At 52.4% G+C, this 18,127-nt stretch carries 19 protein-coding genes; 6 read left to right on the top strand and 13 right to left on the bottom strand.

Features of this window, described 5'->3' with window-relative positions; translation table 11 throughout:
- Positions 1–9: 9 nt before the first annotated feature.
- The 12 genes from ACW44H_RS00585 to ACW44H_RS00530 form a co-directional block, all read right to left on the bottom strand.
- Positions 10–1,287: a methyl-accepting chemotaxis protein gene (locus tag ACW44H_RS00585; RefSeq protein ID WP_113271066.1), complete on the bottom strand. Its 1,278-nt coding sequence runs from the start codon at positions 1,285–1,287 to the stop codon at positions 10–12.
- Between the two features lie 133 nt (positions 1,288–1,420).
- Positions 1,421–1,918 carry a chemotaxis protein CheW gene (gene cheW, locus ACW44H_RS00580; RefSeq protein WP_113271039.1) on the bottom strand — a complete coding sequence of 166 codons (498 nt, stop codon included), beginning with the start codon at positions 1,916–1,918 and terminating at the stop codon, positions 1,421–1,423.
- The gene (gene cheA, locus ACW44H_RS00575; protein WP_457506199.1) at positions 1,915–4,002 is read right to left on the bottom strand and encodes a chemotaxis protein CheA; all 2,088 of its coding nucleotides are present in this window, start codon (positions 4,000–4,002) and stop codon (positions 1,915–1,917) included. Before cheA ends, cheW begins: the two co-directional genes overlap by 4 nt.
- 42 nt (positions 4,003–4,044) lie before the next feature.
- Positions 4,045–4,992, bottom strand: a complete 948-nt coding sequence (gene motB / locus ACW44H_RS00570) for a flagellar motor protein MotB (RefSeq protein ID WP_457506198.1) — start codon at positions 4,990–4,992, stop codon at positions 4,045–4,047.
- Positions 4,989–5,858: a flagellar motor stator protein MotA gene (motA, locus tag ACW44H_RS00565; protein WP_113271036.1), complete on the bottom strand. Its 870-nt coding sequence runs from the start codon at positions 5,856–5,858 to the stop codon at positions 4,989–4,991. The genes motB and motA overlap by 4 nt, the downstream gene beginning before the upstream one ends.
- 252 nt (positions 5,859–6,110) lie before the next feature.
- Positions 6,111–6,653 (bottom strand): flagellar transcriptional regulator FlhC, encoded by a 543-nt coding sequence (flhC, locus tag ACW44H_RS00560; protein WP_113271035.1) that lies wholly within the window; start codon positions 6,651–6,653, stop codon positions 6,111–6,113.
- On the bottom strand, positions 6,650–6,982 hold the full coding sequence (gene flhD, locus ACW44H_RS00555; RefSeq protein ID WP_447045184.1) for a flagellar transcriptional regulator FlhD: 333 nt from the start codon (positions 6,980–6,982) through the stop codon (positions 6,650–6,652). The genes flhC and flhD overlap by 4 nt, the downstream gene beginning before the upstream one ends.
- A gap of 106 nt (positions 6,983–7,088) precedes the next feature.
- A complete protein-coding gene (locus tag ACW44H_RS00550; RefSeq protein WP_457506197.1) occupies positions 7,089–7,382 on the bottom strand; it encodes an EscU/YscU/HrcU family type III secretion system export apparatus switch protein in 294 nt (97 codons plus the stop codon).
- Positions 7,366–8,640 (bottom strand): flagellar hook-length control protein FliK, encoded by a 1,275-nt coding sequence (fliK, locus tag ACW44H_RS00545; RefSeq protein ID WP_457506196.1) that lies wholly within the window; start codon positions 8,638–8,640, stop codon positions 7,366–7,368. The genes ACW44H_RS00550 and fliK overlap by 17 nt, the downstream gene beginning before the upstream one ends.
- Positions 8,637–9,041, bottom strand: a complete 405-nt coding sequence (fliT, locus tag ACW44H_RS00540; protein ID WP_457506195.1) for a flagellar protein FliT — start codon at positions 9,039–9,041, stop codon at positions 8,637–8,639. The genes fliK and fliT overlap by 4 nt, the downstream gene beginning before the upstream one ends.
- A gap of 7 nt (positions 9,042–9,048) precedes the next feature.
- Complete coding sequence (fliS, locus tag ACW44H_RS00535) at positions 9,049–9,465, bottom strand: flagellar export chaperone FliS (RefSeq protein ID WP_113271031.1); 417 nt, start codon at positions 9,463–9,465, stop codon at positions 9,049–9,051.
- Between the two features lie 211 nt (positions 9,466–9,676).
- A complete protein-coding gene (locus tag ACW44H_RS00530; protein ID WP_457506194.1) occupies positions 9,677–11,368 on the bottom strand; it encodes an HD domain-containing phosphohydrolase in 1,692 nt (563 codons plus the stop codon).
- Between the two features lie 349 nt (positions 11,369–11,717).
- On the opposite strand from ACW44H_RS00530, the gene ACW44H_RS00525 reads away from it, so the two are divergent.
- Positions 11,718–12,083 carry a flagellar protein FlaG gene (locus tag ACW44H_RS00525; RefSeq protein WP_113271029.1) on the top strand — a complete coding sequence of 122 codons (366 nt, stop codon included), beginning with the start codon at positions 11,718–11,720 and terminating at the stop codon, positions 12,081–12,083.
- 45 nt (positions 12,084–12,128) lie between these two features.
- On the opposite strand, the gene fliE is transcribed toward ACW44H_RS00525, so the two are convergent.
- Positions 12,129–12,461, bottom strand: coding sequence for a flagellar hook-basal body complex protein FliE (gene fliE, locus ACW44H_RS00520; RefSeq protein ID WP_457506193.1), 333 nt, complete (start codon positions 12,459–12,461; stop codon positions 12,129–12,131).
- Between the two features lie 256 nt (positions 12,462–12,717).
- On the opposite strand from fliE, the gene fliF reads away from it, so the two are divergent.
- The 5 genes from fliF to fliJ are packed head-to-tail and all read left to right on the top strand — an operon-like array spanning position 12,718 to position 18,124.
- Positions 12,718–14,490, top strand: a complete 1,773-nt coding sequence (gene fliF, locus ACW44H_RS00515) for a flagellar basal-body MS-ring/collar protein FliF (protein ID WP_457506192.1) — start codon at positions 12,718–12,720, stop codon at positions 14,488–14,490.
- A gap of 5 nt (positions 14,491–14,495) precedes the next feature.
- On the top strand, positions 14,496–15,503 hold the full coding sequence (gene fliG / locus ACW44H_RS00510) for a flagellar motor switch protein FliG (RefSeq protein ID WP_113271026.1): 1,008 nt from the start codon (positions 14,496–14,498) through the stop codon (positions 15,501–15,503).
- Entirely contained in the window at positions 15,496–16,269 is a 774-nt protein-coding gene (locus tag ACW44H_RS00505) for a flagellar assembly protein FliH (RefSeq protein ID WP_457508882.1), read from the top strand. The genes fliG and ACW44H_RS00505 overlap by 8 nt, the downstream gene beginning before the upstream one ends.
- A gap of 11 nt (positions 16,270–16,280) precedes the next feature.
- Complete coding sequence (gene fliI / locus ACW44H_RS00500; RefSeq protein WP_113271025.1) at positions 16,281–17,675, top strand: flagellar protein export ATPase FliI; 1,395 nt, start codon at positions 16,281–16,283, stop codon at positions 17,673–17,675.
- Positions 17,672–18,124: a flagellar export protein FliJ gene (gene fliJ / locus ACW44H_RS00495; protein ID WP_113271024.1), complete on the top strand. Its 453-nt coding sequence runs from the start codon at positions 17,672–17,674 to the stop codon at positions 18,122–18,124. The genes fliI and fliJ overlap by 4 nt, the downstream gene beginning before the upstream one ends.
- Positions 18,125–18,127: the final 3 nt, after the last annotated feature.

Raw genomic sequence — 18,127 nt, 5'->3', positions numbered from 1 at the left:
CTCGGCAGCTTAAAATGATGCCCACTCTTCGTCATGCTTCTCTGGCTGCCTACGGCCAGCTAATAGCGGCTGCAATGCCTCAGGCGAAGCAACCGTAGAAAAGGAAGAAGGCGCGTTTTGATTTGATGTCCCAGCAACACGGAAACGCTCCACCGCTTCTCGTAAGCGAGCGGCTTCGCTTTCAAGCTCATTGGCATTTTTTGCAGCCTGTTGGACCAGCTGGGCATTCTGCTGCACAACCTGATCCATTTGTGCAACGGCTTGATTCACTTGACCAATGCCACTACTTTGCTGTTCAGAAGCTGCCGCGATTTCGTCCATGATATCGCTGACACGCTGGACAGCAGCCACCAAGCCCTGCATCGTTTCCCCGGCATGATTTACCCGCTGGGTGCCACTATCAACCTTACTGAGCGAGGCCTCAATCAGCGTGCGTATCTCCTTTGCCGCCGATGCACTCCGACTGGCCAAGCTACGAACTTCCTGAGCGACCACGGCGAAGCCTTTACCATGCTCGCCAGCACGGGCAGCCTCCACAGAAGCATTCAGTGCCAAGATATTGGTTTGAAATGCAATATTATCGATAACGGTAATGATGTCAGCGACCTGATGAGAGCTTGCGCTGATATCCTGCATAGTGTTAACAATCTCTCCGACTTCTTCGCCACTGCGGCGTGCCGTCAAAGTCGCGCTTCCGGCCAGCTGACTGGCTTGGCGGGCATTTTCAGCGTTATGGCCCACCGTAGAGGCCAATTGCTCCATGCTGGAAGCTGTCTCTTCCAATGAAGATGCCTGCTGCTCCGTTCGCGAGGAGAGATCGTTATTACCACTGGCAATTTGTTGTGAGCGCTCGAAAATCGATGTGCCGCTAGTCCGTACGGTGCCTACCGTTTGCGATAGAGCGCTCTGCATGTGCGCCATAGCGCTATAAAGACGCCCTATCTCATTGTTACCCGGCGAAGTGATAGATTGGCTTAAGTCACCCTGGGCCATGCGCTCAAAATGACTGACTAAACGATCCAGCGGGCGTAATACATTGGCGGTTACACCCCAGATAACCACAATAACCGTGGCAATTGTCATGACCACGATACCGAGGAGCACCCAACGAATTGTGGCGGCAAAAGCGCTGAAGAGAGCTTGTTGGGTTTGCACATCGTTAGATGCCTGCACGATTGCCGCGCCATGATGCAAAGCATAAAGGCCGATACCACTGGCAATTAAGACAAGTACCGAAAGGGTTGCTAATACGAGCCCCCAACTTAAGCGAACTGTCATATTATTCATTAATTGCCGCATTCGCTGTGTCACGCCTTTTACTCCACGCATAGTCGGCACTCGCAAGCACTTTCCGTAGCGCGAGAATGCATCATTAGGAAGAACGGAGGGGGCACACTCCCTGTGCCGTGCTTGATGGGTCTTAGTGGTTGCTGGTGCTTTCCACTAACGCCATTTCGTCGCTGGTTAATAGCTTATCAATGTCTACTAATACCAACATGCGATCGTCTAGGCTGCCCAATCCACTCAGGAAATCAGACGAGAGCGTGACACCAAATTCTGGCGCCGGCTTAATCTGTTCGGGGGTCAGTGTCATGACGTCGGAAACACCATCGACCACGATGCCAACCACGCGATCTGCAACATTGACCACAATCACGACCGTCTGACCACCGTACTCGACTTTATCGAAGTGAAATTTAATGCGTAGATCCACGATGGGTACGATGACGCCGCGTAGATTGGTGACCCCTTTAATAAAGTCAGGTGCGTTAGCAATTCGCGTTACGTTTTCGTAACCACGAATTTCCTGCACTTTCAAAATATCAATGGCGTACTCTTCATCGCCTAGTGAGAACACTAAAAATTCGCGGTTTTCGGCTTCTGCGGCTAGCACCGCACCATTGTTGGCTTGACTCATGACAGCTCAGCCTCCTTAAAAGATGATAGGTTTTGATTGTTTACTACTTTTTTGCCTGCCTCTTTTTTATATCGGCTCAGGCGGTGTAAACCAGTAATATCCAGAATCAACGCAACGCTACCGTCGCCTAAAATGGTCGCGGCCGAGATGCCGGGTACTTTGCGGTAATTGTCTTCCAGATTTTTGACTACGACTTGCTGCTGTCCGATCAACTCATCGACCAACATGGCGTAACGGCGACCTTCGCCCTGCACAATAACGGCGATGCTTTTGGTAGGATCAGTAATCGCATTTTCGACATTCAGCACTTCGTGAATAGCGATCACCGGCAGATATTCGTCGCGTACTTTGATCACCACGTCGTCTCCGGCCATGGCGTACATATCGTCTTTTGAGGGTTGAAGTGACTCAAGCACGGTAGACAGCGGAAGAATAAATGTCTCGCCGCCGACCTTAATGGACATACCGTCCAAGATAGCCAGCGTAAGCGGTAATACGATCCTCGTGTTGGTGCCTTCGCCTAGCTTCGACTGGATTTCAACCCGACCGCCCATGCTTTGAATATTCCGCTTCACCACATCCATGCCCACGCCACGACCGGATACGTCGGTGACTTCTTTAGCGGTTGAGAAACCGGGGGCAAAAATGAGCTGAAAGACCTCTTCATCGGACATGGTGTCAGATACGTTAATGCCGTTTTCACGTGCCTTGGCTAGCAGACGATCACGGTCCATACCGGCGCCATCATCGCGCACTTCAATCAAAATATTGCCACCTTGATGGCGCGCCGATAGCGTTAATTTGCCTGTACGCGGCTTGCCGATAGCTTCGCGTACATCCGGCATCTCCACACCGTGATCAAGGCTGTTACGCACTAAGTGCGTTAATGGATCGGTAATTCTTTCAACCAGACTTTTATCCAGCTCGGTCGATTTGCCTTCGGTAATCAGCTCGATCTCTTTGCCTAATTTACCGGCGGTGTCACGTACCACCCTGGGAAAGCGACTGAAGACAAACTCCATTGGGATCATACGAATCGACATGACCGCTTCTTGAAGGTCACGTGCGTTGCGCTGTAACAGGCTCATGCCATTTTGCAATGAGCTGTTACCCACGGACTGGTCTTCTAAATCACTCACCGTTTGATCAAGCATCGACTGGGTAATAATCAACTCACCCACCAAGTTGATAATTTGGTCGACTTTATCCACAGACACCCGAATTGAAGACGATTCAGCGGCGGCTTTTTTAGGTTTCTCTTTGGCAACTGCCTTTGCTGGCCCTGCCGTAGCTGATGGTTTTTCCGTCGATACTTGTGGCGCAGGGGCTACAGCCACCGGCGCTTCTGGCTCATGGGTTGTTGACACAGCGCTGGCTGGCTCAGTAGCGCCCTCAATGGCCATAATCTCAATTTGATCCGGTTCGATAATAAAACACATGACCGCTTCAATATCGTCAGCACTGTCGCTGCTTTTGAGGATTACCTCATAGCGCTTCGCGTCGCCTGATTGGGACTGTACTTCGCCTAGCTGCTCTAACTCTTCAACCAGCAACACTCGATCTTTATCGTTAACATTAAGCAGCGCGACCAACAGATGGCCGTCGGCTAGCTTCTCTTTCGCCTCACTGCTGGGCGCAGGCGCTGACGGCGCTTGTGGTTCAGCGGCTGGCGTCGCTGGCCCATCTAACTGTTCGCCTATTTCATCCAGGGCAATTTGTTGCAGCGTTTGGCAAATGCGCTCAAATGCCTCTTGATTTGGCTCCTCTTCGCTGCGGTAGGCATCGAGTTGCTCATGCATGATGTCTTTAGCCTCTAAAAAGGTGTCGACGAGGTCGGCTCGCAGCGTCAGTTCGCCCTTACGTGCGTAATCGAGAAGGTTTTCCAAAATATGTGTGGTTTTCTGCAGCACGGTAAAACCAAAGGTTCCGGCCCCTCCTTTGATCGAGTGGGCGGCACGGAAAATAGCATTGAGCTGCTCACTGTCTGGATCATCGACATCCAGCTCTAACAAATGCTGCTCCATATCCGACAGCAGCTCTTCTGCCTCTTCAAAAAAGGTGTCAAAAAAATCCGCTATATCCATGCACCGCTCCACCTTAACGTCGTATTTTATGACGGGCTCTGGTCACTCGGGATCTTGCGCCTGAGGCTCGTCTTGTTGTGTTGATTCAATTTGCGCTTCGGCTGAAGCTTCTAGCGCATCGATTGAAGCTTCCGGCGATACACTTTCCGGCCCCATGATGGTTGGATTACGGATGGCATCGGCTATCTCAGGTAGCAGCACTACCAGTTCTATACGGCGGTTGATAGGGTCGGTTGGCTCAGTCTCGGGCAACAGCACACGATCTGCAAAGCCTGACACACGTAGCAATTGACCTGGATCAAACCCACCAGAAATAAGCTCGCGGCGTGAGGCATTGGCACGATCATTGGAAAGTTCCCAATTACTGTAGCCGCGATAGCCGCCTGCATAGGGCACGCTATCGGTATGCCCACTAATACTTAACTCGTTGGGGAGTTCATTAAGCAGCGGTGCAATCGTGCGTAGCAAACTGCGCATGTAGGGCGCGACTTGATCACTCCCCAACTCAAACATGGGTCGCTGATCAGTATCTAATAACTGTATGCGTAGCCCTTCACGGGTTAAGTCAAAGCGCATTTGTGAGCGTAACTGGCGCAGTTCTGGATCAAGTTCAATGGCGCGCTCAATCCGCTCTTGTACGTCCCTGAAAAAACGTCGCTCCTGCATACTTGGACGAGTGCGCTGAAGGGTATCAATGCGCGCCCGCTCTCCATCGCTGTGTGTTGGGTCTGGCCCGCCGCCTGGAATCACGCTGGTACTACCTGAGCTGTCGCCACCGGTAATAGCGGTTACCAGCGGAGTGCTAAAGTACTCAGCGACTCCCCTCCGCTCTTCTTCGCTGGCGATACTGAGGATCCATAACACTAAAAAAAAGGCCATCAGGGCGGTCATAAAATCCGCTAAGGCAATTTTCCAAGCGCCACCGTGGTGAGCATGAACCACTTTTTTGCGCCGAATGACGATCGGACGCTTGTCACCACCCTTACTCATGCGTTACCGGCCTTTTTCGCATCCCTTACGTACTCTTCAAGCTCCGTAAAGCTCGGCCGCTCAGCGGCGAAAAGGGCTTTGCGGCCAAATTCAACAGCTAACTGCGGCGCGTAACCGTGCAAGCTTGCGAGTAGCGTAATGCGAATGCACTGAAGCATTTTTTCTGCTTCTTTAGCCTGTCGTTCGATGTAGCTTGCAAGTGGGCTGACGAAACCATAGCCCAACAAAATACCCAGAAAGGTGCCCACTAGCGCATGAGCAATCATTTCACCCATCTGACTGGGTGAAGCGTCAGCATATGTAAGTGTTTTAACCACCCCCATGACCGCTGCGACAATGCCAAAGGCAGGCATCGCATCGCCCACTTTGGCAATCGCATCGATGGGGACATGGGCTTCCTGCTCAAAGACTTCAATTTCATGCAGCATCAACTCATCAATTTCCATAGGCTCCATGCCGCCGCTTACCATTAAGCGCAGATAGTCCGTCAGGAAATTCATGATATGAGGATCGGCGAGTACCGTAGGATGCTCTTGGAAGAGTGGACTCTCTTGCGGATTATCAATATCTCGCTCAATGCCTAACATGCCCTCACGACGAATTTTAGACAGTAACTTGTACTGCAACGCCATAAGCTCCATATAGAGTGCTTTGTTATATTTTTTAGCACGTTTGAGCCGCGGTAGGATTTTGAACGTTGCCTTAATCGCCTTGCCATTGTTCGCTGCGATAAATGCACCAACACCCGCGCCCCCAATAATAAGCAACTCAAGCGGTTGGTACAGGGGGCCTAAGCTGCCACCTGCCAGCACATAGCCACCAAACACAGACAGCAATACGATTACATAGCCTAGAGGTATCAGCACAAGCAGGGTCCTTGCGGTATTCAGTATTAAGTAAGGGAACCAAAACCTAACCGCCGGTTCTGATGGTTAAGTAGCATTCCGTCTCAAGCATAAATTAGCCTTATCATACTAGGGCTAAACTGTTTTTTAATGGGAAAGCATCACCGAATTTTGCAGCTATCTAGGCCGATACACTCATCTTTTATCACTACACGCTTATTATTACTTCTTATACCCTAATTCCAGCCATTCGTGGAAACGGCACGGGAATTGTTACATTTTTTCACTATTATCCTGCTGCGCTTTGCGCGTTTTTCCCGCCCGCGAAGGGGGCTGGCAGATTCCGCACACATATTGCTGAGCTGGACTATGGGCGTGAGCCACAAACTGTCCGTTGCAACGCGTACATTCATTGAGTTGCAGCAAATCACTCTCAAAAAAGCGCACTAATGTCCAAGCACGTGTCAGCCCAAGAACCGACTCCATATTGTCAAGCGACATTTGCTCATCATAGAGACGATACGCCTTAACAAAGGCATCAATACGCTCACAGCTCGCCCTCTCCCTTAGGCTTATGTATATGTTATAAAACAGCGACGAATGAACATTTGGCAGCCAGGTAATAAACCAATCGGTGGAGAAAGGCAGCATCCCCTTTGGGGGCGACATGCCGCGCACTTCTTTATACAGCTTAATTAACCGCGTGCGGCTTAATGCTGTTTCTGTTTCAAGCACCTGTAATCGCGCACCAAGCTCGATCAATTCGATGGCCAGTTGCACTTGATGCATCTCATCGACCAAGCTTTTCTGGCTCACTTTGTCTCTCCTGGCGGCATTGGCTCAAACGGCTCACTGGCCAACATCAGCGACGCATGCAAACCGGCCAAACCTTGATCACGCGGATTGTCAGTGAGCTGGCGCAAGCGTTCAGCACTTGTTTGGCTGAAGCGGCACAGCAACTGACTGGTTCGTGCAAGCTTAGTCAGCTGGCGAGCGTTAAGTGACACAATTAGCTCGGCAACATCGCTATCTATTTTTAAGCGAAACATGGCAGCCTCACGATCTTCATCAAGCAAGCGCTGCGCCAGAAGCAAATAAGCTAAGTTTATTTCCTGAATTTCATCGAGAAAGTTGGTTTGACTCATGATGTTCCATTAAATGACTCAGGCGCGACATTGTGTCCATTATACTAGCGCCGTTAATGACTTTTAATTACCAGCCATCATGGTTGCATACAACGTCTATAATTGGCTACTCAGTCGTATTGCGAGGGCTTAGCCCTGCTTCTGATAGTTCGAACACCCACACCAGCAGTTCTGCAACGATTTGGTAGAGACCTGCAGGAATTTCTGCGTCCAAATCTAGCTGCATTAACAGCGCCACAAGCTCAGGTGCATCATGCACATAAATACCCTGTCGTTGAGCTTCTGCCATGATGCGCTCGGCCAGATCTCCATAGCCTTTCGCCACGACTCGGGGCGCACGGTCATTCTCTTGATAAGCCAGTGCAACGGCTTGTCGGCGGCGCTCACCCGGGGTGGCCATGGGCACTCTCCACTTCGATAAAGCGTGCGCGCAGCTGCACTTTTTGTAAGTCCAAGGCACTTAGCCGCTTCTCTAACATGGGCAGCCCAGCGTCGATGCGCTGATACGCCTGAGTACTTTCGGTGGTGAAATCGATACTTAACACATTTCGATAAAGCCATAGCGACGCGTTGAACGCCCCCAAATTGGGAACATCTAGCTGCATGTCAGAGCGCCACCCGCCTTCCGGCTCGCCCTCATGCGACCCATCTTCTTGCCCTTTCTCTCGGGCGGGTAGATGGATCACTAAGGCCATAAAGATGCCTGCCCAGACATCCCCCTCCCAGCGGATAGTCGGCATAACCAGCATCTCAAGCTGCTGGCGTACCAAACTCTGCAGGCTTTCATGCACAATCTCGCGCGCTGGGCGGTTAGCTACCAGCTCTGTCATTTCTCTTGCATGGCTTAACTCTACTTTAGCCTGACTACTCTCACGCCCCCCGCCAGCCATAGGAACAGGAGCAGCAGAAGCCTGGGGAGAGGCGGCCGAAGCTGCCGTCGAACCAGTGGATAAAGAGGACGTCGCGCCACCCAACCGAGCAGACAAGGCTTGATCACCCGTGGCAGGCACTAACGGCACATTGGGTAAAATTGCCATTCCCCCCTGCCCCACTGGCTGCGCCACTAGAGGCGCCAACCTCGCACTCATCAGTGCCTGTGTAACATTCTGACCCGTGGGCAAAAAGGCGGCATGCTGACGAGATCCAGACTTCATTTGCGGTTCGTTCATTAGCTGCTGGCGAGTTCCCTCGCCCTGAAACCAGCGCTTTAGGTGCGATTCATAAAACAACCCACTATCACGAATACTGGCTTCTAATCGCGTCGCTACCGCACTGGCCCCGGGTGTTTCTTGGCTGGTAATAAGAGCCACGTCGGGCCGCATCACAGAGGGCGGCGCGGGGAAACGTAGCAGCACATCGGCAATCGTTCGCGCAGCAGGGCTAAAATGCGTCTGCGTTGACCCAGGTGATGAAGGCAACGCCTCACCACGTGGCAACGTTCGCCCTCCATCCAGAGGAAGAGGCAAACGTTTTAGATCATTGAGCGGCGATGTCGATGAACGACCATCCAAATTTGAATCGCCCATTACCGCACGCGGCCCTTCGCTATACGAAATAGGCTTCACCGGCTGATCCAGCGCCCGCTTCAAAGACACCTCACCTTGTCGCCCCAGCACTTGGTGCAAGAGCGTATCAATGAGAGGTGTAATACCGCTCACGTCGACCTCGTCGCATCATCTTCTGTATATGGCCCCGCAGTGCCTTGCTGCGGTGCATAAGCACGGTGCAAGTCTCGCTGACGTTGCGATACTTCAATTAGCTTACCGAGCTCATCACGGCGCGCCACTAAGCGACGCCGAATATTAACGTCGTGCTCAAGAATACGTTCAAGCAGTTCTGATTTGCGCTGTTGGGCAGTGGCATCAAGAGATACGGTTAAATCCAGCTCGCGCAGCTGTTCTACCAACACCACATAGCTTGTACGCTGATCAATTAGTTCCGCCCACTGCTCGGCATTGGCCAGCTCATTCATGTGTTCAACCCTGCTCAATAGCGTTTCATAGCTAGTGAGCAGCGTCTCTTGAGCCCGTTTATCATGAGCGGATGGGAAAGCTGACATTATTGCCTCACGCACTCTGCCGTTGACCAATATCACGCCAGGCTGAGGCGATATCTTCAAGCAAGCGCTCGGCCTGATTTAAGCTCTCTTCATCGTTGCGCAGGTTAGCTGCCAACAATAGGCGCGCAATATAGTCATAAAGCGATGCCAAACGCTCGGCAATCTCTCCGCCTTTTTCTCTATCAAGCGCAGCTGCCAGGCCACTATTAACAATATCAATCGCTTTCGATATCGACTTGCCTTTCTCAGCCGTATTGCCTGCCTGCATATGAATTCGCGCAGCACGGATAGCGGCCTGAGCGCCGTCAAATAATAGTACGATAAGCTGGTGAGGGTCTGCCGACATCACTCCGCTTTCTACGCCGACGCGCGCATAAGCATTAGCCCCCCGCCCATAGGCGGCGCCACCGCGAGAGTAAGTCATAAGCGGAACTCCTGTACGTGATTTTAATACCCTTTTAACGCAGGCTAATCACGAATATTAAATGTTTAATTAAATAGCAATCTTCATTCTGCTACTGCTTTATATCGGCGCAAGAGAGATAGACTTTAACGACAGCACGGCTTTTATGTAGAAAACTTATTGCTGACACAAAAAGCCAATCATTCCCGCATGCCTAACACGCTTTACCCTCTCAGGTAGAGACAGCTATCTCGCTCACAGCTCGTCCAAGGCGCTCAGTGATATTGTCCCGCACCACCGCCCCCACGTTGTCACGCATGGGCGGCTCTACGGTGGGGGCAAGCAGCACCTCGACAGGATTGCCCTTGTCATCTAAGCGCAAAACCCACCCCTGCTGCTGACTGGAGAAACACGCCAGCGACCCCACGGGCAAGGCCTTGAAATGCTCGATATAGCGCTTAATCCAGCGCATATCAAAGTGGTGCGGATGCTGGAGCAAATGCCGATAAATTTGTTGCGCTGTTTTAGCCGGACGATCAGCACGATCACGCCGCATCGCTTCGACTACATCGACGACGGCACTGGCTTTCGCCAGCTCACTAAGGTCACCCTTGTCCGCGCCTTCAGGATATCCACTGCCATCCATACGCTCATTAATTCCCCTAATAACGGCCTGTGCAATACCCGCCGATAGCCACTGGCAGTTATGTAAGCGATCAAACAACAGCTGGACATGCTCACTGATCGCCTCTCGGTGACTCGCCTCAAAGTGCGGCGCCTTGAACAAGACCTGGGGAACCAGTGCTTTACCAAGATCATGGATAAGGCCACTGGCCACAATTGCTTTGCGCAATTCACGCGGCATGCTGGCACCCACAAAATCGAGCAAATGAATAGCCACCGCGATACAGTGGCGTACTAACAAGGGCTCAGGAGATAGGCAGCGAGAGGCAAATAGCAACGCTTCACGATCCTCTTCGTGAAGCTCCAATATTCGATCAGCATAGCGAGAGAGCTGGCGACCATCGATATCACTACCTTGCTTTAACGACAGCAGCTGCGCATCCAGGTAGGCCGCTACTTTTACCAACCGACGCGCCATCGGCGTAGCGTAGCGCTTGATATCCCGTCGCCCAAGCATTTCACCCGCGCCAGAGCGCTTATTGGGCAGCGCAAATAATGGAGAAGGCTGACGCTCGCTCTGTTCTTCTTTTTTATAACGGGCCGCCTCGCGCTCTATTTCACATACAAAATACCAAATCTGCCGTTCCTGTTCTGCGCTGCACTCAACGAAGTTGAAGCCAACACGCAGCAGATGGCGTTCAGCATCTGTTTTTTGATGACGGGCATTTCCAAGCACTTCAAAATAAGTACCATCGGGAAAAGTGAACGCGAGTGTTAGAGGTTTCACCGCTGCCGCCAATAGACCACTGGCCGCTAAAGGCAATTCAAGCTGGCAGCCGTCTTGGGAAAGGTCTCGCAACTCGCCTTCTACCACATCCGTATCGCTACCATACAGGCCTGCCATCACCACCATCCCCATGCGCAATTCAGCGCGGAATGACTCGCGTCGCTGCAAAATAGCCAACGTAGCAGGATAGTCACAGCAACACAGAAAACGCCCACCTGCCTGGCGTGTTTCTGTCAAATGCAGTAGCGGCGTCTGGACTACTTTGCCCTGCGCCTGCGCGCGTAAGTAGAAAGCTGCCCCGTCTTGAAGGTGGTGAAGTAAGTAACTGACAGATGAAAGATCCATCACCAGTGTTTGCCCAGGGTGCTGCTCCATTAAGACAATGGGCTCAGGGCGAGCACCAGCCGCATCAAGGCAAAGTGAAACACCGCCGCCTTCGATTAACGTGCCCAGCAGAGACTCGATTGCTGTTATGTTTGCTATTGTTTCAAACTCATCCTGCTGCGCTACCATTTTCGCCTCACTTGCTCTCATGCGTTAATTAGCTCACCGCAAAGCGACGAAGCATATCAGATGCGATCAGCTTGGCGTATGTACAAAAAGAGCATCATTCTCATGCTTATTAAGCGGGGTATAGCAAGCAGTGCAGCAAGCAAAGACAGGCGGTTATATATATGTAGCGCTCTCAGAAGTAAGCAAACACTACTAAACACTGAGGAGGGTAAAGATTTTTAAAGTCCTGCCGATAATGATCTTGTGGCGTATAACTAGAAATAAAAATCCGAGCTATGGCTGCCGTTTCTCATTGCATTGCTGCACCACGACTGGCTGCCGGAGCTGACTTTAAAGAGGAACGTGCCCTATGAGCTCACTACCCACCGAAGCAACAACACTGTTGTCATCGACGCTTGCCAACTTAAATCCAAGTCAGCGGCTAGAAAAAACGCTGGCTCAACTAGCACCAACGAACGCACCACTTAACCACGCAGACAAGGACGAACGAAAAATATCTGGCGGCGAACTGATCGAACCCATTCAACGCATTAACGAAGCAATGCGCCCACGCGGTTTAGAATTTGAGTTAAGCGAAGATACTTCACGCGTGATTACGCGAGTAGTAGACCGAGAGTCGGGAGAAGTAATACGCCAGATCCCAGCGGAAGAAGTATTAAAAATTGCTGAACGGCTAGAAGAGATGCAAGGCCAGATAATCTCTCTGGAAGCCTAAAGCACGACGCAACGAGCATCGCACCATCAGCAAGGGCAATAACCATTACACTTGCATATTCATAACATCTCGATATGCAGATACTAAGCGGTTGCGAACCTGAAGCCCCATTTGAAAAGCAACGCTGGATTTCTGCATGTCGACCATCACATCGTTAAGCTGCAGGTTAGGGTCACCCGCCTGAAAAGCCATCGCCTGACTATTAGCAGTCTGTTGAAGTCGGTTAATGCGCTGAATCGAGGCCTGTAGCTCACCACCAAAACCGCCGTTCCCCACCGCTGCTGACGCTTGAGCACCACTGAGAGGCTGCGCGGATGCCGCCTGGGTGGCCAAACCTTGCATCTGTTGTAACGCAGCCTGTATTGCGGGAGTGCTCATATACCGACCTCTAATTCGTAAAAAAGAACTAATGCAAAAAGCCTAACATCGACGCGCCCTGCCTCATACAGACAAATGCGCACAAAAAGCGAAGCTTATCTTTCCTTTAGGCGCGACTAGCCACCGGATAATGGCATCCATCACAATTCCGCCTCATCTTTTCGGCGGATAACCGCGATTGACGGATATAGCCTATGCCCTCTTTGGTGATGCGCCTTAGCCGACGCCAGTTTTGCCTGCCCTCCCGGAGGGACGCATGAGCGAAACCGGTGCAACGGCAGGCCGTCAAAACAGTACGAATCAAGCCGCTTCCCGTAGTGGTAATACAGCGAGTGGAAATACTGACAGTGGTTCCACCAGCGGCTCAGCCTTTGAGCGAACGCTGAAGCAGCTGCGTGGCAATCCGCTCATCGCGCTGCTTATCGCCGGTGCCGCCTCGATCGCTATTATAGCGGTCCTCTTCATGTGGGCTAGCAGCCCCGAGTATCGCGTGCTCTACAGCAATCTGAGCGAAGCTGATGGCGGTAGCATTATTAACGAGCTCGATACGCGCGGCATTCCTTATCAATTCAGCGAGGGCGGCCAAGCGCTAATGGTGCCCAGTGATCAGGTGCACACCCTGCGCCTGCAGTTGGCGGAACAGGGATTGCCCCGTGGCGGCAATCTTGGCCTGGAGCTTATGGAAAGCCAAGCATTCGGGATTAGCCAATTTGCTGAGCAAATCAATTATCAGCGTGGCCTGGAAGGCGAGCTTGCACGCTCAATTGAGTCGCTCGGGCCAGTGGAGGGCGTAAGAGTCCACCTCTCCATGGCAAAGCCATCGGTGTTTATTCGTGATCGCGAACCCGCGAAAGCATCCGTTGTGCTGACCTTATTACCCGGCCGTATCCTGGGTGAAGGTCAGGTTAGCGCCATCGTTCATATGGTGTCTGGAAGCGTTCCCGAACTGGCCGCTGAAGACGTCACAGTGGTTAACCAGGATGGCCGCTTGTTGTCTGCTGAGACAAGCAATGGCAATGATTTGGATGGTTCGCAACTTGAGTATATTGCTGAAGTCGAGCGCTCTTACCAACAGCGTATTGAACATATTTTAACGCCCATTTTAGGCCGCGATAATGTACGCGCTCAAGTGGCCGCACAAATAGACTTTTCTCGGCGCGAGCAGACTTCTGAACGCTACGGTCCCAATCAGCCGCCCAACGAAGCAGCGGTGCGTAGCCGCCAACTTAGCCTTGCATATGATGGCGAAGACCCCTTGGCCACAGGCATTCCAGGCGCACTAAGCAATACGCCGCCAGGTACGCTGCCCTCCCCCATCAACCAGCCCGAAAATGAGGAAGCGGAAGCCGACCAGCAAGAAGACGCACCCCCCGAGGCGCTGCGTAATTTGCGTCAAGACGACGTTATCAACTACGAAGTCGATCGTAGCATTGAGCATGTCCAGCACCGCCTCGGACAGGTAGAGCGGCTTTCAGCTGCGGTAGTCGTCAATTATCGCAGCGAAATGAACGAAGAAGGCGAGTGGATTGAGGTTGCCTTAACAGACAATGAAGTGGCTCAAATTGAGCGCTTGGTTCGTCAAGCGATGGGATTCTCGCAATTACGCGGAGATGAAGTTGAGGTTGTCAATTCACCCTTCACGCGCAGTGTCGAAGAAACGGCGGAGGTCGAATGGTGGAAAGACCCCACTATTCTTTCAATGGCTGCCAAAGCAGGCCGCTACCTCCTCGTTGCGCTGGCTATTTTATTGCTCTACCTGTTGATTTTGCGTCCCTTAATCAAGCGGTACACGCAATCTCCGGTGATGGCAGCAGCGACGCCTAGTGGCATGCTGGCCGCTAGCGTGGGCGACGATGATGAAGAGAGTGAAGAGACGCCTGATGAGTCCGACGAGACTTATGCCAAGCCGAAGCGTCGGCGTAAAACCTCTCTCTATGAGCATAACCTCAACGACTTGCGTGAAATGGCGCAGGAAGATCCCCGCATGGTCGCGATGATCATTCGTAGCTGGATGAATGCTAATGAGTAGTTCAAATGAGTAGTTCAATTGCTGAAATGAGCGGCGCCCGTAAGAGCGCCATTCTATTGCTCGCACTCGAGGAAGACAGTGCCGCCGAAGTGTTTAAATACCTCGGTGCTACCGAAGTGCAAACAATTAGTATGGAGATGGCCCGCCTCAATCAAGTCTCTCATGACGACATGAAAGCGGTGCTCGAAGCCTTCCATAAAGAGAACGAAGAGTTTGTCGCGCTTAACCTGAACTCCAGTGACCACATCCGTTCGGTGTTGACCAAAGCGCTGGGCAGCGAGCGTGCGTCTAGCTTGATTGAAGATATCCTTGAAACGACAGGCAATAATTCAGGGATCGACGCCCTTAACCTCATGGAAGCGTCCATGGTGGCCGAGCTCATCCGCGATGAGCATCCACAAATTATTGCGACGATTCTGGTTCATCTGGACCGTCATCAAGCGTCCGATATTCTCGAATTATTTGAAGAAAAGCTGCGCAATGATGTGGTACTTCGTATCGCCACTTTCAGCGGCGTTCAACCCGCCGCGTTACAGGAATTGACCGAAGTACTTACTGGCATGCTGGATGGCCAGAATCTCAAGCGCAGCAAAATGGGCGGCGTAAGAACAGCTGCCGAAATCCTCAACTTGATGAACTCTTCTCAAGAAGAGACAGCGATCGAGACCGTGCGCGCCCACAGCGAAGATTTAGCCCAGAAGATTATCGACGAAATGTTCCTGTTCGAGAATCTGCTCGACCTCGACAACCGTGCCATTCAAATGGTGCTTCAGGAAGTCGATACCAACTCGCTGGTGGTGGCGCTTAAAGGAGCCCAGGACGCCCTTGTGGACAAGTTCCTGCGCAACATGTCGCAGCGCGCAGCCGATTTAGTTCGTGAAGATATGGAAGCCCGGGGCCCTATCCGCGTCTCGCAAGTTGAAACCGAACAGAAAACTATTTTGCAAGTTGTACGGCGGCTAGCGGACTCGGGTGAAATCGTCCTGGCAGGCGGAGACGATGAGTATGTCTAATACGCACTCCCCTCAATTTGACCGCCACAGTGATTGGCGTCGCTGGCAAATGGATGAGCTGGCCTCTTCCAAGAGCGGCCAAACCTCAGACGGCGAGGTGCCAACGGCTCATCAGCGTAAAGTACTAGCGGCACAAAAGGCAGCCGAATTGGCCCGCCAGCGTGAAGAAAGTGAACGCCAGGAACTGTATGAGCGTATTCGTCAGCAAGCCGAAGAAGCAGGCTATAAAGCAGGCCTTGAGCAAGGCTACAAAGAGGGGATGGAAAAAGGATTAGCAGCAGCGGCTGAACAGACACAGACCGAATTAAAAGAGCAAATTCGACTTACCGTTACGCCGCTAAAAACGCTGGGCAAGCAATTCTCAGATGCGCTAGAGCGCATTGACGAAACCATCGCCCATGACCTTGTTGAGCTGGCGCTGGCAACCGGCAAGCAGCTTGCCAGCGATGCCCTTCAGGAAACGCCTGAACAAATTTTAGTGATTGTGCGTGAGCTTCTGCACACCGAGCCGCCCTTGGTAGGTCAACAACGCCTTTGGCTCAACCCCAATGACCATGACTTGGTAGAAGAGCACTTAGGCAATGAGCTTGTGGCCGCCAACTGGAAGCTGCAACCCGATGATCAACTTGCCCGTGGCGGCTGCCGGGTAACCAGTGCACAGGGTGAAATTGACGCTACTTTTGAAAGCCGCTGGCAGGCCATTCAAGCTCAATCACGCAAACGCGGTCTCAAGTCACCACCGTCCTCTAACGATCCTTCATCCTAGGCGGATACGCTATGGCAGATACCACCTGTCCCCATCGACATCGCTGGAATAAGGCATTGCGACGCACGCAGCAGCGCGTCAGCCATTTGCCGCGCTACCGCAATAGCGGCCGCGTCATTCGTGCGACAGGCATGGTGATTGAGGTGGTCGGGTTGCGGGTTGCGGTCGGCAGCGCATGCCGAATTGAATTGCCGGGCAGTGATGGCCGCTTAGCCGACAGCAATAAGCACGCCGAAGCCGAAGTAGTCGGCTTTGCTGGCGAAAAGCTATTCCTGATGCCGCTTGAAGAAGTCACTGGTCTGATGCCTGGCGCTCGCGTTTCGCCATTGGATGAAGGCAGTGGCAACAGTGCTCGTCGCTTCCCTATGGGTGATGATTTATTAGGTCGCGTACTGGATGGCAACGGCAATCCGCTTGATGACCGTGAGAATCTTGAGGAGATACCACGCGCAACACTCAGTACACCTTCGCTCAACCCGCTTTCACGCGCGCCTATTGAGGAGCAAATTGATGTCGGCATCCGCGCTATTAATGCGCTGCTAAGTGTTGGGCGGGGCCAGCGGATGGGGTTATTTGCAGGCTCCGGGGTAGGTAAGTCGGTGCTGCTAGGTATGATGGCTCGTTACACCAAGGCCGATGTCATCGTGGTGGGTTTGATTGGTGAACGGGGGCGCGAAGTACAAGATTTTATCGATAATATTCTGGGCCCGGAGGGTCGACGGCGTGCCGTTGTAGTTGCTGCACCCGCTGATACGTCACCACTACAACGCTTACAAGGTGCCGCTTACGCGACGCGCTTAGCGGAAGGTTTCCGCGATGAAGGCCGCAATGTACTGCTGATTATGGATTCGCTAACCCGATATGCCATGGCTCAACGGGAAATTGCACTGGCCATCGGTGAACCGCCCGCCACCAAAGGCTATCCGCCCTCTGTGTTTGCCAAACTGCCCGGCTTAGTAGAGCGAGCAGGCAATGCGGAGCGTGGTGGCGGCTCCATTACGGCATTCTATACCGTGCTAACGGAAGGCGATGATCAACAGGATCCGATTGCCGACTCTGCTCGCGCCATTCTTGACGGTCACATTGTGCTGTCGAGAACATTAGCAGAAGCAGGGCACTATCCCGCAATCGATATCGAAGCCTCTATCAGCAGGGCCATGACCTCGATTACTTCGCCTGAACAGCTACAAGAAGCGCGCGTTTTCAAGCAGCTGTTTTCGCGCTACCAGCGCAACCGGGATCTTATCAGTGTCGGCGCCTACAGCCCTGGCCACGATCCACAGCTAGACGAGGCAGTCAACCGCTTTCCGTCGCTGGAGCGTTTTCTACAACAAAGCATTAATGAGTGTGCAACGCTTGAAGATTCACGCCAAGCACTGCACGCGCTGGTTGGAGGACGCACATGAGTACATCACAGCTCGCAATGCTAACCGGCTTAGCCAAAGACGCCCGTGACCAAGCGGGCAAAGTACTGGCCCAAGAACGACAAACAGAGCAGCAAACCACTGCTCAGCTACAGTCACTACTGAGTTACCGAGCAGAGTATGCTGAGCGTTTACAAAAGGCGATGCGTGATGGCATTGATCCTGCCACTATGTACAACTATCAACAATTTCTGGCTTCTTTGGACGCGGCTCTCAGCCGTGCTCGCCAAGCGTTAGCAGCACAGCAGGCAAGCGTTCAGCAGAGCCAAAAGAACTGGCAACAGGAACAGCGCAAGCTCTCTTCCTACGATACACTGGCGTCGCGTCGGCTGTTAGAAGAGCACCGCCGGAGTGAGCGCCATGAACAAAAAACTAACGATGATTTGGTGACTAGCCGCTTGGCTCGTCAGCATAACGACACTCCGCATTAGCGG

The organism is Vreelandella sulfidaeris Esulfide1, from assembly GCF_054072535.1.
This window is presented reverse-complemented; position numbering and strand designations above follow the sequence as displayed.

Coding starts and splice junctions, on each gene's coding strand:
- ACW44H_RS00530 (WP_457506194.1), bottom strand. CDS start 11,368: ATGGTAGCGCAGCAGGATGAGTTTGAAACAATAGCAAACATAACAGCA.
- ACW44H_RS00550 (WP_457506197.1), bottom strand. CDS start 7,382: ATGGCCACCCCGGGTGAGCGCCGCCGACAAGCCGTTGCACTGGCTTAT.
- ACW44H_RS00525 (WP_113271029.1), top strand. CDS start 11,718: ATGAGCTCACTACCCACCGAAGCAACAACACTGTTGTCATCGACGCTT.
- flhD (WP_447045184.1), bottom strand. CDS start 6,982: ATGAGTCAAACCAACTTTCTCGATGAAATTCAGGAAATAAACTTAGCT.
- fliF (WP_457506192.1), top strand. CDS start 12,718: ATGAGCGAAACCGGTGCAACGGCAGGCCGTCAAAACAGTACGAATCAA.
- fliT (WP_457506195.1), bottom strand. CDS start 9,041: ATGTCAGCTTTCCCATCCGCTCATGATAAACGGGCTCAAGAGACGCTG.
- motB (WP_457506198.1), bottom strand. CDS start 4,992: ATGAGTAAGGGTGGTGACAAGCGTCCGATCGTCATTCGGCGCAAAAAA.
- ACW44H_RS00585 (WP_113271066.1), bottom strand. CDS start 1,287: ATGAATAATATGACAGTTCGCTTAAGTTGGGGGCTCGTATTAGCAACC.
- cheW (WP_113271039.1), bottom strand. CDS start 1,918: ATGAGTCAAGCCAACAATGGTGCGGTGCTAGCCGCAGAAGCCGAAAAC.
- ACW44H_RS00505 (WP_457508882.1), top strand. CDS start 15,496: ATGTCTAATACGCACTCCCCTCAATTTGACCGCCACAGTGATTGGCGT.
- fliG (WP_113271026.1), top strand. CDS start 14,496: ATGAGTAGTTCAATTGCTGAAATGAGCGGCGCCCGTAAGAGCGCCATT.
- fliJ (WP_113271024.1), top strand. CDS start 17,672: ATGAGTACATCACAGCTCGCAATGCTAACCGGCTTAGCCAAAGACGCC.
- fliS (WP_113271031.1), bottom strand. CDS start 9,465: ATGACTTACTCTCGCGGTGGCGCCGCCTATGGGCGGGGGGCTAATGCT.
- fliI (WP_113271025.1), top strand. CDS start 16,281: ATGGCAGATACCACCTGTCCCCATCGACATCGCTGGAATAAGGCATTG.
- fliE (WP_457506193.1), bottom strand. CDS start 12,461: ATGAGCACTCCCGCAATACAGGCTGCGTTACAACAGATGCAAGGTTTG.
- cheA (WP_457506199.1), bottom strand. CDS start 4,002: ATGGATATAGCGGATTTTTTTGACACCTTTTTTGAAGAGGCAGAAGAG.